Origin of the sequence: Thiohalophilus sp., from assembly GCF_034521165.1 — a bacterium.
Lineage (GTDB): Bacteria > Pseudomonadota > Gammaproteobacteria > UBA6429 > Thiohalophilaceae > Thiohalophilus.
Genome location: NZ_JAXHMV010000008.1, coordinates 70,700 through 85,169, shown reverse-complemented (window position 1 = coordinate 85,169; position 14,470 = coordinate 70,700). Strand labels below are relative to the sequence as shown.

Sequence of the window (14,470 nt, the reverse complement as noted above, 5' to 3'; positions counted from 1 at the left end):
GCGAGCGCCATGAAAAAGACCACCCATTTCGGTTATGAGGAAGTCCCGTACGAGGAGAAGGTGCGCAAGGTCGCGGGGGTGTTTCATTCGGTGGCCGGCAAGTACGATTTGATGAACGATCTGATGTCGATGGGCGTGCATCGGCTCTGGAAGCGGTATACGCTGGATATGAGCGGTGTTCGCCAGGGTGACCATGTGCTGGATCTGGCCGGGGGGACCGGCGATCTGGCGGAAAAGTTTTCCCGCATGGTGGGCTCCGACGGCGCCGTGACACTGGCCGACATTAATGAATCCATGCTGCGCATGGGTCGGGATCGGCTTATCAACGACGGTATCGTCGGTAATCTGCAATATGTGCAGGCCAACGCCGAGTGCCTGCCGTTTCCGGATAATCATTTTGATGCTATTACCATCGCCTTTGGCCTGCGCAATGTGACCGACAAGGACGCCGCGCTGCGCTCCATGTTGCGTGTGCTCAAACCGGGCAAACCGTTGCTGGTACTAGAATTTTCCAAACCGGTCATCAAACCGCTCAACCCGGTTTACGACGTCTATTCCTTCAAGGTATTGCCCCTGCTGGGCAAACTGTTCGCCAACGATCCCGACAGTTACCGTTATCTGGCCGAGTCGATTCGCAAGCACCCGGATCAGGAGACACTCAAGGGGATGATGGAAGAGGCCGGCTTCGAGCGCTGTGAGTATTACAATCTCAGCGGCGGCATTGTCGCCCTGCATCGCGGTTACAAGTTATGACCGCGGCGGTTGCCAGAATCCAGTATGCCGGCTTCTGGCGCCGCGCTCTGGCGTTACTGCTCGACAGCCTGCTTTACACGGCGCTGATTCTCCCGTTGCTGGTCGGGATCTACGGGCCCGGTTATCTGAACTGGTGGCTGGGTGACAGCAGTCAGCTGGCCAGTTATGGCATGACCGATCTGCTCATCACGTATGTTGCGCCATTTGTGCTGGTGATCGTTTGCTGGCGGCGCTGGCAGGCGACCCCCGGGAAACTGCTGCTCGATTGCCGGGTGGTGGACGCGCGCACCCATCAACCCTTGAGCCTGCGCCAGGCCGTCATCCGCGCGCTGGGCTATATCCTCTCCGCGCTGCCCTTTTATCTCGGTTTTGTCTGGGCCGCCATCGACAAACGCAAGCAGGCCCTGCACGACAAGCTCGCCGGCAGCGTGGTGATCCAGGTAATCGACGATGACAGCGACATCAATGTCGCGCAATGGCGGGAGCGTCTGGGCCTGTGAGTCTGGCGGGTGAGACACTCGTGTTGCTGGAGGCGGCCCTGGAGGCCAGCCTGAACCGGGCGTTGCGCCTGGACCCGGTGACCTTTGAGCAACTGGCTCGTTTTGAAGGCCGGCGCATCGCGCTGGAGTTGCACGGCACCGGCCTGACCCTGTTGCTGTTGCCGGGGCAGGATGGCATCCAGGTCATGAGCGGTGACGCCGGGCAGGCGGATACGGTGATCAGCGGGACGCCGCTGGCCCTGGCCGAACTGAGCTTCGGGGATGCGCGACGGGTCCTGTTCGCCGGGGATGTGACCATACGCGGCGACGTGGAAACCGGTCAGGCCTTCAAGCGCCTGCTGGATCATCTCGAGATTGACTGGGAAGAACAGTTGAGCCGTTACACGGGCGATGTGGTCGCTCACCAGCTGGGCGATCTGTTTCGCGGTTTGCAGGGCTGGGGAGCGCAGGCACGGCGCGTGCTGGGGCGTAACCTGGCGGAATTCCTGCAACAGGAAAGCCGGCAACTGGCGACCCGGGACGCGGTCGCGGAGTTTGTTCGGGAGGTTGATCGGTTGCGCGACGACGGCGAGCGTCTGCAGCAGCGTGTTATGCTGCTGCAACAGCATTTGCCGTCAGACAAACAGACTTCATAAATCCCGCTTTGCCGGCTATATAAAAGTTAATTTGCACCAGAGGGAGAGCTTCGCAGAATAGGGCGCGATGCATTTTTTAATGCATTGAGGTATGCTTTGCCTTTCACACTGCTTTGAAGGAGCAGGAACCATGAGTCAGATCCCGAATTTCGCCGGCGAGCGGAGCAAGGCCCGCGAGGTCGCTCTGCAGGCACGTGTTGCCGACGACCGCTTCAGTGCGCAGGCGCGGGAACTGACACAATGGGCGGCCGCCCTGCGGGAGCATCACGGCGTCCATTTCATGGCGGCCGATTTTGATCGGCAATGCAACAAGCTCAACGGATCCGACCAGTAATTTTCCACAATGCCTGCCCCGTGCAGGCATTGTTGTTTTGATCAGGATAAAAAACCGTACCACCATATTCAGTTAATAGAGGGGAACGAACATGGCTACCAAGAAAAAAGCCAAAAAGAAAGTCGCCAGGAAAAAGACCGCGGTGCGCCGGGTGAAAAAAGAGGCGCCCAAAAACGCCTTTTACGCCCAGTCCGGCGGGGTGACCGCCGTGATCAATGCCAGTGCGGCGGGCGTGATCGAAACCGCGCGCAACAACAAGAACAAAATCGGCAAAGTCTATGCCGGGCGCAACGGCATCATTGGCGCACTGAGCGAGGACCTGATCGATACCAGCAAGGAATCCGCCGCAGCCATCAAGGCCCTGCGGCATACGCCGTCCGGTGCCTTTGGATCCTGCCGTTACAAGCTCAAGAGCCTGGAAGCCAACCGCCGCGAATATGAACGACTGATCGAAGTGTTCGAAGCGCACAACATCGGTTATTTCTTCTATAACGGGGGCGGCGATTCGGCGGATACCTGTCACAAGGTGTCCATGTTGTCGGAAAAAATGGGTTACCCGGTGCAGGCCATCCATGTACCCAAGACCGTGGATAACGACCTGCCGATCACCGACAACTGTCCCGGGTTCGGTTCGGTGGCCAAGTACATTGCCGTCTCCACCCGTGAAGCCAGCTTTGACGTGCAGTCCATGGCCAAGACCTCCACCAAGGTGTTCGTAATAGAGGTGATGGGTCGCCATGCCGGCTGGATCGCCGCCGCCGGGGGCCTGGCTTCTTCCGAAGATACGCCGATCCCAATCGTCATTCTGTTCCCGGAAGTAAAATTCGATCAGAAAAAATTCCTGGCCCGGGTGGATCAGCTGGTCAAGAAACACGGCTATTGCTCGGTGGTGGTCTCCGAAGGGGTGCACTGGCCCGACGGTCGTTTCCTGGCCGAATCCGATCGCAAGGACGCCTTCGGCCACGCCCAGCTGGGCGGTGCCGCCACGGTCATTGCCGAGATGGTGGGCAGTGAACTGGGTTACAAGAACCACTGGGCCGTGGCCGATTACCTGCAACGGTCCGCGCGCCATATCGCTTCCAAGACCGACGTTGACATGGCCTATGCTATGGGCAAGGCCGCCGTGCAACTCGCCATCAAGGGACACAATGCGGTGATGCCCACGGTGGATCGCATCTCCAACAAACCGTTCAAATGGAAAGTCGGTATAGCGCCGTTGTCCAAGGTGGCCAATGTCGAGAAGATGATGCCGAACAATTTCATCACCAGTGACGGTTTCGGCATTACCAAAAAATGCCGTGACTACATGCTGCCGTTAATCAAGGGCGAGGACTACCCGCCCTACAAGGACGGCCTGCCCAAATACGTCCGGCTCAAGAATGTGGCTGTCGCGAAAAAACTGAAGAAGTTCACCGTATAACCCGGTTAACAAAAATAACCATAAAGCAGTAAGCAGTTGGGGCGGTTTTTACCGCCCCGTTTTATTTTAATGATCAGCCGTTGAAAGATTTGATCAGCAGCTCGGATAAACTGACGTAAAAAAGCGCTGAGTGCTGAGAAGTCAGGTAGGGTGCGTTCTACGCACCGTTTTCTCTGAGCATACCGAATCCACTAACGATTCAATCCCCTGTTTTTTCAGTTTAGGTCGGTGTGTTCGGTGTTTCGGGGGTTATACCTGTTTGGGCCAGGTATGTAGTAGAAGGAATAAGCTTGTCTCTCGCAGAGACGCCACGGCGCAGAGAGACTGCTATCGTTGATTCTCCGCGCGCGCTGCGTTTCTGCGAGAGTATTATGGCCGGGCAGAGTGTGCCCTGCATGCCATCTGTCGATACCCGGATAACGGTGCATGGAACGTAGCCTATCTCTGACATAGTCCCTCCGAAGGATTCATCATACTACCCGCTTTGCGGGGGGGCTTGATGAGAGGTGGGCGTTATAGCTGTGTTGAGGGCCATCAGGAGTGTGCCAATGTTTCGTTAGTCCGTGTCGTTTATCAACGCCCTTTTTCGTTGTTCGGGGGAGAGCCTGGCGAGCCGTTCGACGGCCGTATAGAAAGCCGTCAGATCGCCATCCAGTGAGTCCAGCAGCTGTGCGAATCCGGCAACCTGTTCGCGATAGGTGGCGACCAGGGCCAGGTGGGCATTATTGAGTGGTTGTTGCATCCAGTTATCATAAGCTTCATAACCTCCCCACTGCTGTTTCAGGGTTTGATAATCCCGTTTGAGCTGCGCGAAATACTGCTGCTTTTTGGCTCGCTTGTCGGCGTCATTCAGATCGCTTGCATACAGTGGTTTCAGCCGCTGGCGGGTGGCCAGTAACAGGGCATGAAACTGACGGCGGCGTTCGAGGGTCTGGCGATAACGGGCATAAGCCTGTGGGCGCTCCTGTGCAACAAACCAGCGTTTGACACCCTCCTGTTCGATGAACACGGCAAAACTTTCGTTAAAAGCCGGGTCATCGGCAAGATAGAGTTTTTGATGCGCCAGTTCATGAAACACAATGCCGATCCGCCGGGCCTCATCACGTAACAGCATGGTGTTGAGCAGCGGATCGTCGAACCAGCCCAGGGTGGAATAGGCACGCGCCCCGGCCACGTAGGTATCATAACCGGCCTGTTCCAGACCGGCGGCATAGTCGTTGGCCTGCCGCTCGCTGAAATAACCGCGGTAGTTGAGACAGCCGGCAAACAGAAAACACCACCGGCGAGGCTCGACCGACAATTCGGGTGTGGCGATCACATTCCATACGGCATACTCGCGCTCGATATCCGCGTAATAGCGATAGCTGTCATTATCGGGCAGCTGTAATGCCTCGACCGCAAACTGACGGGCGCGCTGGATATCAAGCAAGGCAGATCGAAGTTCGGCACGGGTGGTGGGATCGGCGATAACTTCACTGACCGGCCGCTGCTGGTTAAGGATCCCGGCATGGCCGTTAACCGCGCCCAGGTAGTAGGAGAAGGAACTGCAGCCCGAAAGCGTGGTGAGGATCACGCACAGCAACAGGGTTTTACATATGTGGAACATCATAATTCGGTAAACTGTGTGCGTGTGGTGCCGATACATCAGGTGAACCTACTATATAATAGCGTGTCAGATTTTCCACAGCTTTTCGTCGAGTGATTATGGACAGCCCCGTCAAACCCGATATTCGCCCCCTGCATCAGGCTATTTCCCGTCTTGGTGAGATCATCGTCGGCAAACCGCGGGCGATTCGCCTGGCGGTGACCTGTCTGCTGGCCCGTGGGCATCTGTTGATCGAGGATCAACCCGGGGTGGGCAAAACCACACTGGCGCATGCCATTGCCGCGGTGATGGGACTGCAATACCACCGCATCCAGTTCACCAGCGATCTGTTACCGGCCGATATTCTCGGTGTGTCGGTGTATGAGCAGGGCACGGGGCAGTTTAAATTTCATCCCGGGCCGATCTTCGCCCAGTTGATCCTGGCCGACGAGGTCAATCGCGCCACACCCAAGACCCAGAGCGCCCTGCTGGAAGCGATGGAAGAACGACAGGTCACCATCGAAGGGGAGACCCGGGCCCTGCCCGAACCCTTTTTCGTGATCGCCACGCAAAATCCAACCTATCAGATCGGTACCTTCGCCCTGCCCGAGTCCCAGCTGGATCGGTTTTTAATACGCCTGGCACTGGGTTATCCCGATGCGTCGGCCGAACGAGCCCTGCTCGGCGGCGAAGATCGCCGGGATTTGCTGGAACACCTGCAGCCGGTGCTGAGTCCGGAGGATCTGCTCGCCTATCAACAGGCGGTGACCCGGGTGCACGTCAGCGAAGATTTGCTCGATTATTTGCAGGCGATGATTACTCTCAGCCGGGAACATCCGGAGATCGCCGTCGGTCTTTCCCCGCGTGCCGGTCTGGCACTGTTGCGGGCGGCCCGCGCCTGGGCGCTGCTGGAGGAACGGGATCACGTCCTGCCCGACGATCTGCAGGCGGTATTGCCCGGCGTGGTCACGCATCGGTTGCGGCCGGTGACCGGCGAGAGCGGCCAGGCGGTCGAGCGACTGGTGCAGCAGTTGCTGGACGTGCCCATCCCCTGAGCCGCGCATGAGCCTGGCCCGTCGCGCACCACGCCCGAGTTTCCTGCAGCGTTTTAATCTGGCGCGTTTTTTCAAGGGCGATGCACCCAGCGCGGCCCCCTGGGTGCTCGATCGGCGCAATGTCTATATTCTGCCGACCCGCCAGGGGCTGTTTTTCGCCGTGACGCTGGTGATCATCCTGCTCGGCGCGATCAACTATAACAACAGCCTGGGTTATTTTCTGACGTTCCTGCTGGGCAGTATCGCGATCGTGGGTATTTTGCACACTTATCGTAATCTGCTGCGCCTCGAGGTGCGCCTGGCCAACATCGAGCCGGCGTTTGCCGGCGGCGAGGTGACCGTCCCGGTGGCACTGCACAACCCGGGTACTGAAAGGCGCGAACAGATTGCACTGGCGTTTGCCGATCAGGAGCCGAACCGCTGTGCCATTCCGGCGTGCGGTCAGTGCGTGGTCTCCTTGCGCAGGCCCGCCGGGGAACGGGGCTGGCAACCGGTCGGCCGTTTCTCGCTGGCCAGTACCTTTCCCCTGGGCCTGTTCCGGGCCTGGAGTCACGTGGTGCCGGACTCGCACTATCTGGTCTATCCCGAACCCGCGAGCGAGGCGCGCCTGCCGCAAACCTCCCGCTATATGGCCAGCCTGGTCGGCGATCAGGGTATTGGCAGTGATGACTTTGCCGGCCTGCGCGGGTATCGCAGCGGGGATTCGCTCAAGCACGTTCACTGGAAAGCGCTGGCCCGTGAGCAGGGACTGTTAACCAAGCAATTCGGTGGCGATCGCAGTGAACGGTTATGGCTCGACTGGCGCATGCTCGAGGGCAGGGAGACCGAAGCCCGCCTGTCGCAATTGTGCCGCTGGGTGATCGAGGCCGGGCAACAGGGACTCGAATTCGGACTGTGGTTACCGGATCAGATCATCGAACCGGGTCGGGGTCACGCCCATCAACAACAGTGCCTGCAGGCACTCGCCCTGTTCGGAGGCTGAGATGGCGCGGCCAAATCGATTACCGTTGCCCAATGCCTTGTTGTTGGCCGGCATCACGCTGGTGGTATTGCCGCATGTGCCGCATCTGCCCCTCTGGTTGTCGATCGCCACGTTGAGCGTGATTGCCTGGCGCTTGTTGCACGATGCCGGCCGGGTGCCGTTGCCGAACCGGTTTATGCGCATCCTGCTGGTCCTGCTTGCGATTGCGGTGCTGCTGGTCACTTACCGTACGCTGGTGGGGCGCGAAGCGGGAACCGCGTTGCTGGTGTTGATGCTGGTTCTCAAGCTGTTTGAAATGCGCAGCTGGCGGGATGTCACGGTTGTCGTGTTTCTCGGCTTTTTTGTCATGGTGACGGCCTTTTTGTTCAGCCAGTCCTTGCTGATGGGGGCCTATACGCTGGTGGTCGTGGCATTGTTGATTGCCAGCCTGATCAGTTTTCAGCAGCCGACCCGGCCGTTGGCCCGGGAGCCGTTGCTGGGTGATTTGCGTCACGCTGTTCGCCTTGTGCTGCAGGCGTTACCGGTGGCCTTGATCCTGTTCCTCCTGTTTCCGCGTATTCCCGGGCCCCTGTGGGGTTTGCCGGAAGATGCCGCTGCCTCGCGCACCGGCCTGAGCGATGAAATGGAACCGGGGCGCATCAGTCGCCTGGTCGATTCCAATGAGGTCGCCTTTCGTGTTCAGTTCGAAGGGAATCGGCCGGCGCCGGCACAACGCTACTGGCGGGGGCCGATCCTGTGGCAATACGATGGCCGAAAATGGCAAACAGAGCCGCACCGGGTTCGTCTGCCACAACAATTCGATCTTGATTTCAATGGTCCGGCGCTGGACTACCAGGTCACCCTGGAGCCGCATAACCGCCAATGGTTGTTTGCCCTGGAGATGCCGGCCACGCTTCCCGAGCAGGCACAGCTCAACAGTGAATATCAGCTGCTGTCACGCCGGCGTGTGAGCGAGGTATTTCGTTATGAAGTGCGCTCCTATACGGATTACCGGCTCGATCCCGATATTCTGCTGGAGCGGGAACGTTATCTTGCCCTGCCACCGGGCACGTCACCTCGCACCCGGGAACTGGTCAAGGCGTTGGCCGCAGAAACGACATCATCGTCGCAACTGGTCCAGCGCGTCCTCGATTATTTCAGCGAACAACCGTTTTATTATACCCGGGAGCCGCCACTGCTGTTCGACGATCCGGTTGACGAGTTTGTCTTCGAGACCCGGCGCGGTTTCTGCGAGCATTATGCCTCGGCCTTTACCGTCATGATGCGCCAGGCCGGCATTCCGGCCCGGGTGGTGACCGGGTATTACGGGGGCGAAATGAATCCGCTGGCCGATTACATGATCGTGCGCCAGTCGGATGCCCATGCCTGGAGTGAAGTGTGGTTGCAGGGGCGTGGCTGGGTCCGGGTCGATCCCACCGGCGTGATACCGCCATCGCGGATCGAGATGAGCGCCGATCTGGCGCAAAGAGAGCCGGCCGTGCGCAGCCGGCTGGACGCCGAACGTCCCTGGTGGCTGCGTTCCCTGCGCCGGGCCGGTTATGCCTGGGACGCGGTCAATAACCGCTGGCAGCAGTGGGTGGTGGGCTATAACCAGAGTCGACAGAATGCGCTGCTGCGGGCGCTGGGCATGGAGGATATCAACTGGGGCAAACTCGTGTTCCTGTTGATGGTGATATTGTCACTGGCCCTGCTGATCATCGCGGCGCTGGTATTCCGATCGGGCGCAAAGACTCATAAGCACGTTAACCGGATCTACCACCGGTTTCTGCGCAAACTGGCACGACGGGGCATCAACAAGTCACCGGCCGAAACCCCCGGTGCCTTCGGCGAACGTGCCGTGCAACAACAGCCGACAAAGAGCGAACGGATCGGGCAAATCACACAAACTTATTTGCTCTTGCGCTATGCTGATCTCGATACGCAGACGCAACGTCGGTATCTCAAATGGTTCGCGCGGGCAGTGCGGCAGTTTCGTCCCGATTAAAAGATCCCTGCCACGCAAACCCGCGGTGTCATCTCGGTTACGTGTTAACAAGGTAAACCACGATGAAAAAACGGCTGTCGCATAAACGGTTCAAACGTTTCGTTAATGATGTGTACACACATACTCCCGTGACCAGAATGGTCTTGCTGTTGGTGATACTGTGGTTGAGCTTCTCTTTTGGGATTTATCTGGCAGAACGGGATGTTGCCCTGGCCACGATCACAAGTTATGGCGATGCCCTTTACTGGGGCGTGGCGGCTTTTTCGACCGCCGGTATTGCCGACACCCCGACATCCGGGGCGGCGCAGCTGATCGGCGGTGTCTGGATTGTCATCGGATCCATCCTGTTTTTCGGTACGATTGTGGCAACGGTAACCACCTATTTCATGCGCCCCATGCAGCGCCCGCACAAGAAAATCATCGATACCATCGAATACAACCTGGAGCAGCTCGATGAGCTCGAGATTGAAGAACTGGATTTATTAAGGGTCACGGTGGACAGCCTGATCGCCCATGTGGAGGAATTAAAGGCAAGGCATTCAACGCCCGCTGCAGACCAGTGATCCAGAAGCCCGTGCTAAATATAAAGATCCCAATACCCGATCACCACCTGAACCCCGGCAAACCGGGATCCGTCGCGTTGCGCCTTGAACCAGGCGACTCAGTAAAATGATCGGGTATTCGGAACGCTTATTTAGACATCCTGCAAGGCGCGAGCTGCCTCGCACGGGTAGCGTGCCTCGGGCGATGGATTCAGATTGTCTTGCGGTGCCCGAACGGCCGCCAGGCCGGCGAGATCACGTTGGGCATCTCGGAGCGGCCCAGTAGCCGGGCCGGGGCCAGGGTAAACTCGCCATAGCGCTGATTGATCGCATCCATCACTTCATTACTGGCGCGTTGCTGGATGGGCGCGGGTTCGAACAGTTGCAGTTGTTGATGGCCGCTGTGCGGATCGAGCGCCGTGACCTGCACCTGATGAATCCCTTCGCCCCGCCAGACATGGCGCAGCACCTGCTGACAAAGCTGGTAGATAATTCGGCCATCATCCGTCGGCAGGCGCGACTGGCATCGCTCACCCAGCCAGCCCTGGCGGCAGCGCAGCCCGATAAAAAACGCCCGGGCCTGCATGTTGTGACGCCGCAGCCGTTCGCCGACTTTCTCGCTCATGTGCAGTAAAAAGGTGAGCAAGGTTTCCCGGCCCCGGGTATCGGGCGGGATCACCTTGCCGTGGCCGATGGTTTTGGGCGGGGCCACATTGATATGCACCGGATCAGGATCCTCGCCCCGCGCCATGTACCAGATACGCCGGCCGGGATTGCCGAAACGCTGCGCCAGCACCCCGATGGGCAGTTTCGCCATGTCACCGCAGACGTGCACGCCGCGCGCGGCCAGAAACTCGCCGATGCCGCGATTGATGCCGCACAGTTCGGTGACCGGCACATCGGCCAGTCGTTGTTTTGCCTCGTCCGGCGGGATCACCGTCAGCCCGTCGGGTTTGTTGAGCTTGGCGGCATACTTGGCCGTGGTCTTGTCACCGCTGACGCCGACCGAACAGCGCAGGCTGGAGGCCTCGAACACCACCTGTTTGGCGCGTTGCGCGATATCGGCCGGATGGCCCAGCAGGTTTTGACAGCGAGTAATATCGAGAAAGGCCTCGTCCACCGAAAAGATTTCCATGTCAGGACTGATCGTCTCCTGCAGCGCGCTCATTATCGCGGTGGAGACGGCGGCATAGCGATAGGGGCGTGAGGGTACCTGGATCAGATCGGTGCATAACTGGCGCGCCTCTTTCAGGCGCATGCCGGTCTTCACGCCGTGATGACGGGCCTCATAGGAGCAGGTGATGATGCAGGTGCCTTGCTGGCCATTGGTAATGGCCACCGGCCGATCGCGCAATTCGGGGCGGTCCAGTTGCTCCACCGAGGCGAAGAAGGCGTTCATGTCCACCAGCAAAATGGCGCGCGGCCAGGCTTTGAAGGCGGGCGTGCTGGCGGAGGGGAAAGGGGATCGATCCGGCATGATCCACCGGAACGCTTATTGATAAGTGCGCAGCTGGCCGACCAGGATGCCCTGGATACGGACCCGGCGCGGATCGAAGACCATGGGCTGCAGATCCGGGTTCTCCGGGCTCAGTTCCACGCGGCCGTCGGCATAGCGTTTGTAACGTTTGAGCGTGGCTTCTTCTTCGTCGATCAGGGCGACCACGATATCGCCGTATTCGGCGCGATCCCGGGGTTCGATGATCACCAGATCGCCGTCGAGAATGCCGACCCCGATCATGGAGTCGCCCTTCACTTGCAGGGCGTAGCGATCGCGCCCCACAAACATGTCGCTGAGATTCAGTTCTTCCTGGCCAGGAATGGCCTCGATAGGGTGGCCTGCGGCAATCCGACCCACCAGCGGGAGGGTTGTGGATCGAGTGGGAGTGGGACTGGCAAGTCGAATGCCGCGCCATCCACGTTGAACATGCTCCAGCTCGCCCTTCTCGATCAGCGACTGCACATACCGGTGGACCGTGCCCTTGGAGCTGATCTCCAGGGATTGGCCGATCTCGCTCAGGGTCGGTGCGTGCTCATGGTCACCGATATAGTCCCGAATGAAATCCAGTATGCGCTGTTCGAGTTGAGTAAGCATATGTTCTCCTAACGTTCTCTAACTGTAGAGAACTTTTAGAGAACGATCAAGCCCGCCGGGCAAAAAAATTTTCAGCCAGCTAAGTTCATGAAAAATCGGTAAAATAATCACCGCACGGCACAGGTCGCCGGCGCCACCACAAAGAGAACAACAATGAATCCGTTTTACAGCAAGCTCTCCGAGAAAATCAGCGACCTGATCCTGGCGGTCATTGCGCTGGGGTTATTGGTGGTCTCGGTCGAGTATGTGCAGTACATGGCCGATTACCCCGGCACCCTGCACAACCCGGAGTTCTGGAAACGCATCGCACTGACCCTGCTGGTGATCATCTTTACGGCCTACAAATTTATTGCCTATTCGGCCTATTTCTGTGTGCCGGATAACGCCTCCACGCTGGCCAGCCTCGGGCCGTGGCGCATTATCCTGATGTTCCTGTGCGATCTGGCCCAGGTCACCCTGGTCGCCTGGCTGTATGCGATCCTGTTGATCGGGCATCTCACTTCCGCCGGGGATAGCAGCAGTACCAACGACGTCACCCTGGGCGCGAACGTGATGCTCTATTTGTTTGCCTTCATGGCGTTGTGGCACCTGGCGGTACTGATCTGGTATGTCCTCGCGCGGGGGCAACGACGGAACAAAACGATCCATGGCGGTTTCGTGCTGGTTTATGTCCTGGCTGTGGGGATCCTGTTGCTGATCGAGCCGGTCCGTGACAGGACGATCGCGGACTGGAGCGCGATCGGGTTTTATGCAGTGTGTATCCTGCTGTTATACCGACTCAAGGCCGTCCCGGACATCAACAAGGCCATAACAAGCGGTTAATACCGCGCCTCAATCCCGCCCATAACCTGGTGGCGGGCGTAATCATACGCCGTGATATTGGAATCGTTATCGATATAGCGATAGTCGACAAACAATGCCGTTTTGTCGGCCAGGCGTTGCTGCGCGCGGATGCCGGCCAGATAGCGATGATCCTCGCGGCTCACTTCTTCGATGGTGCCGTTACTGATCCGGTAGGGGTCATCGTAATTGCTGTAGCGGTATTCGCCGCGCAGGGTGTAGCGCCAGTGGCCGGCGTCGGGAAGGGTGAGGCGCGCGAACAGGCTGTGGCGGGTCGGTGAGTAGCTGAAGAACTCGCCATTTTGTTCGAGATCGTCCCGATCATTGAGTTCAAGCTGATAGCCGAAACGTAACCAGCCCGCGCCGGTCGGCAACAGGCTGTCGATGCCGAGCCGTTGTTCCCAGCCGTCGAGATAGGCATAACGGGATCCGCCGTCGATCAGGCCGGCCTGGTAATGCACGCGCAGATCGCGACCGCCGCCGAGGGGCCGACGGGCGTGGGCGGCGAAATTCAGCGATTGTTCAAAGCGGTCCGAGTCGACATGGATGCTGTCCAGATAGGCGCGCAGATCCAGTTGCCAGCGCTGCAGGATCTGCTCCTGATTGAAGCCCAGGCGCAGGCTTTGTTGATCGAATTCACTGACATCCAGGTACTGGCGCAGGTGCAGGCCGCCGAACAGATAGCGGGCGCGGTTACGGTCGGCACTGAGACGGTGATTGATTACCGCCCCGGCCTCGACGAACAGATCGCTGTTGTCGGTCAGGTTGACGGTCTCGGCATCGGGCGCCAGCGCCACGTTACTGTCGTAGCCGACGGCCACCGTGGCGGACAGGGTGGTGCCGGCATCGGCGCGCGTGCCGGGCAGCCGATCCAGGGCGCTGGCGGCCAGCGCCCGCAGCCGGGCGTTATCGCTGCGCCGATAGGCCTGCTCGAAATGATCGGCGGCCCGATCAGGATCGTCCAGGCGCCGGGCCACCAGCCCCAGGTTGTAATGCGCCAGCGCGGCCCACTGCGGATCGCCGGTCAGTTGCTCGAACTGTTGCGCCGCTTTGGCATAGTCTGCGAGGCGGAAGTAACTGACACCCAGGTTGTACTGCAGGGCCGGTTTATCGAAGCCGGCGCGTTGCGCCTGTAAATAGGCTTTGATCGCCTGTTGATGGTCGCCGTTGCGGGACGCCGCGAGACCCTGCTCGAATTCCGCCTGGCCGGAGGTGGCTCCGGACGCCGGCGTAACAGCACTGAACAGAAGGAAAAGAATCGCCAGCGGCGCCAGATAGTGGGTAAACCGGTAACACGCCATAGGATAAACCTTTATGTTTTATGTTATTGGTTAAACACAACAAGCCACGCCGGTAAAACCGGCGTGGCTTGCGTGGGAGGTTGTTGTTAGCGCGTGGTTACGGACGACCTCCAGGGTTCCCCCCTGGGATCTCGATATTTTGGGTCCGTTCCTCGGCCCGTTCCCGGGCGGCGCCGGAGACATCCTGGCCGAAGTCTTCGCCCATCTCCTCGCGCAGACGACGCGCCTTGTTGGCCGTGTCGATGCCGAAGGCGGCGTTTTCATGCGCCTCGGCATCGGCATCTTGAGGTAATACAATATCATTGACCGCCGCATCGGCGGAGCTGTCGGCCGGGACTGCCTCGAGGGTGACTTCAAGATCATCCTCCTGGGCCTGGGCGCCAAGCGGGAGTAGTAAAGCTGCCATCAGGGTCAAAAGCGAAAGTTTCAGTGTTTTCATGGTCGTGC

15 protein-coding genes are annotated in these 14,470 nt (G+C 59.1%); 10 read left to right on the top strand and 5 right to left on the bottom strand.

Features of this window, described 5'->3' with window-relative positions:
- Positions 1-9: 9 nt before the first annotated feature.
- From ubiE to U5K34_RS05110, 5 genes are all read left to right on the top strand, one after another.
- On the top strand, positions 10-753 hold the full coding sequence (gene ubiE, locus U5K34_RS05130; RefSeq protein ID WP_322567398.1) for a bifunctional demethylmenaquinone methyltransferase/2-methoxy-6-polyprenyl-1,4-benzoquinol methylase UbiE: 744 nt from the start codon (positions 10-12) through the stop codon (positions 751-753).
- Positions 750-1,253, top strand: coding sequence for an RDD family protein (locus U5K34_RS05125; protein WP_322567397.1), 504 nt, complete (start codon positions 750-752; stop codon positions 1,251-1,253). Before ubiE ends, U5K34_RS05125 begins: the two co-directional genes overlap by 4 nt.
- Complete coding sequence (locus U5K34_RS05120) at positions 1,250-1,888, top strand: ubiquinone biosynthesis accessory factor UbiJ (RefSeq protein WP_322567396.1); 639 nt, start codon at positions 1,250-1,252, stop codon at positions 1,886-1,888. The genes U5K34_RS05125 and U5K34_RS05120 overlap by 4 nt, the downstream gene beginning before the upstream one ends.
- Before the next feature lie 130 nt (positions 1,889-2,018).
- A complete protein-coding gene (locus U5K34_RS05115) occupies positions 2,019-2,222 on the top strand; it encodes a hypothetical protein (RefSeq protein ID WP_322567395.1) in 204 nt (67 codons plus the stop codon).
- Positions 2,223-2,313: 91 nt separating this feature from the next.
- The gene (locus U5K34_RS05110) at positions 2,314-3,642 is read left to right on the top strand and encodes a 6-phosphofructokinase (RefSeq protein WP_322567394.1); all 1,329 of its coding nucleotides are present in this window, start codon (positions 2,314-2,316) and stop codon (positions 3,640-3,642) included.
- 556 nt (positions 3,643-4,198) lie between these two features.
- Here U5K34_RS05110 and U5K34_RS05105 read toward each other — a convergent pair.
- On the bottom strand, positions 4,199-5,251 hold the full coding sequence (locus U5K34_RS05105; RefSeq protein ID WP_322567393.1) for an aminopeptidase: 1,053 nt from the start codon (positions 5,249-5,251) through the stop codon (positions 4,199-4,201).
- Positions 5,252-5,346: 95 nt separating this feature from the next.
- Between U5K34_RS05105 and U5K34_RS05100 the strand changes: the two genes are divergently transcribed.
- The 4 genes from U5K34_RS05100 to U5K34_RS05085 all read left to right on the top strand — a co-directional run bounded on the left by U5K34_RS05100 (position 5,347) and on the right by U5K34_RS05085 (position 9,811).
- Positions 5,347-6,282 carry an AAA family ATPase gene (locus U5K34_RS05100; RefSeq protein WP_322567392.1) on the top strand — a complete coding sequence of 312 codons (936 nt, stop codon included), beginning with the start codon at positions 5,347-5,349 and terminating at the stop codon, positions 6,280-6,282.
- Between the two features lie 7 nt (positions 6,283-6,289).
- Positions 6,290-7,264: a DUF58 domain-containing protein gene (locus U5K34_RS05095; protein ID WP_322567391.1), complete on the top strand. Its 975-nt coding sequence runs from the start codon at positions 6,290-6,292 to the stop codon at positions 7,262-7,264.
- A gap of 1 nt (position 7,265) precedes the next feature.
- Entirely contained in the window at positions 7,266-9,248 is a 1,983-nt protein-coding gene (locus U5K34_RS05090; protein WP_322567390.1) for a DUF3488 and transglutaminase-like domain-containing protein, read from the top strand.
- Positions 9,249-9,310: 62 nt separating this feature from the next.
- On the top strand, positions 9,311-9,811 hold the full coding sequence (locus U5K34_RS05085; protein WP_322567389.1) for a hypothetical protein: 501 nt from the start codon (positions 9,311-9,313) through the stop codon (positions 9,809-9,811).
- Positions 9,812-10,001: 190 nt separating this feature from the next.
- Here the strand turns inward: U5K34_RS05085 and U5K34_RS05080 are convergent, their stop codons facing one another.
- Both U5K34_RS05080 and lexA read right to left on the bottom strand, forming a co-directional pair.
- Positions 10,002-11,267 carry a DNA polymerase IV gene (locus U5K34_RS05080; RefSeq protein ID WP_322567388.1) on the bottom strand — a complete coding sequence of 422 codons (1,266 nt, stop codon included), beginning with the start codon at positions 11,265-11,267 and terminating at the stop codon, positions 10,002-10,004.
- A gap of 15 nt (positions 11,268-11,282) precedes the next feature.
- Positions 11,283-11,882 (bottom strand): transcriptional repressor LexA, encoded by a 600-nt coding sequence (gene lexA, locus U5K34_RS05075; protein ID WP_322567387.1) that lies wholly within the window; start codon positions 11,880-11,882, stop codon positions 11,283-11,285.
- 153 nt (positions 11,883-12,035) lie between these two features.
- On the opposite strand from lexA, the gene U5K34_RS05070 reads away from it, so the two are divergent.
- A complete protein-coding gene (locus U5K34_RS05070; RefSeq protein ID WP_322567386.1) occupies positions 12,036-12,704 on the top strand; it encodes a hypothetical protein in 669 nt (222 codons plus the stop codon).
- Here U5K34_RS05070 and U5K34_RS05065 read toward each other — a convergent pair.
- Both U5K34_RS05065 and U5K34_RS05060 read right to left on the bottom strand, forming a co-directional pair.
- Positions 12,701-14,023 (bottom strand): tetratricopeptide repeat protein, encoded by a 1,323-nt coding sequence (locus U5K34_RS05065; RefSeq protein WP_322567385.1) that lies wholly within the window; start codon positions 14,021-14,023, stop codon positions 12,701-12,703. The genes U5K34_RS05070 and U5K34_RS05065 overlap by 4 nt on opposite strands.
- A gap of 97 nt (positions 14,024-14,120) precedes the next feature.
- A complete protein-coding gene (locus tag U5K34_RS05060; protein WP_322567384.1) occupies positions 14,121-14,462 on the bottom strand; it encodes a hypothetical protein in 342 nt (113 codons plus the stop codon).
- Positions 14,463-14,470: the final 8 nt, after the last annotated feature.

Coding starts and splice junctions, on each gene's coding strand:
- U5K34_RS05080 (WP_322567388.1), bottom strand. CDS start 11,267: ATGCCGGATCGATCCCCTTTCCCCTCCGCCAGCACGCCCGCCTTCAAA.
- U5K34_RS05085 (WP_322567389.1), top strand. CDS start 9,311: ATGAAAAAACGGCTGTCGCATAAACGGTTCAAACGTTTCGTTAATGAT.
- U5K34_RS05100 (WP_322567392.1), top strand. CDS start 5,347: ATGGACAGCCCCGTCAAACCCGATATTCGCCCCCTGCATCAGGCTATT.
- U5K34_RS05125 (WP_322567397.1), top strand. CDS start 750: ATGACCGCGGCGGTTGCCAGAATCCAGTATGCCGGCTTCTGGCGCCGC.
- U5K34_RS05095 (WP_322567391.1), top strand. CDS start 6,290: ATGAGCCTGGCCCGTCGCGCACCACGCCCGAGTTTCCTGCAGCGTTTT.
- U5K34_RS05090 (WP_322567390.1), top strand. CDS start 7,266: ATGGCGCGGCCAAATCGATTACCGTTGCCCAATGCCTTGTTGTTGGCC.
- U5K34_RS05065 (WP_322567385.1), bottom strand. CDS start 14,023: ATGGCGTGTTACCGGTTTACCCACTATCTGGCGCCGCTGGCGATTCTT.
- U5K34_RS05110 (WP_322567394.1), top strand. CDS start 2,314: ATGGCTACCAAGAAAAAAGCCAAAAAGAAAGTCGCCAGGAAAAAGACC.
- ubiE (WP_322567398.1), top strand. CDS start 10: ATGAAAAAGACCACCCATTTCGGTTATGAGGAAGTCCCGTACGAGGAG.
- U5K34_RS05115 (WP_322567395.1), top strand. CDS start 2,019: ATGAGTCAGATCCCGAATTTCGCCGGCGAGCGGAGCAAGGCCCGCGAG.
- U5K34_RS05105 (WP_322567393.1), bottom strand. CDS start 5,251: ATGATGTTCCACATATGTAAAACCCTGTTGCTGTGCGTGATCCTCACC.
- lexA (WP_322567387.1), bottom strand. CDS start 11,882: ATGCTTACTCAACTCGAACAGCGCATACTGGATTTCATTCGGGACTAT.
- U5K34_RS05070 (WP_322567386.1), top strand. CDS start 12,036: ATGAATCCGTTTTACAGCAAGCTCTCCGAGAAAATCAGCGACCTGATC.
- U5K34_RS05060 (WP_322567384.1), bottom strand. CDS start 14,462: ATGAAAACACTGAAACTTTCGCTTTTGACCCTGATGGCAGCTTTACTA.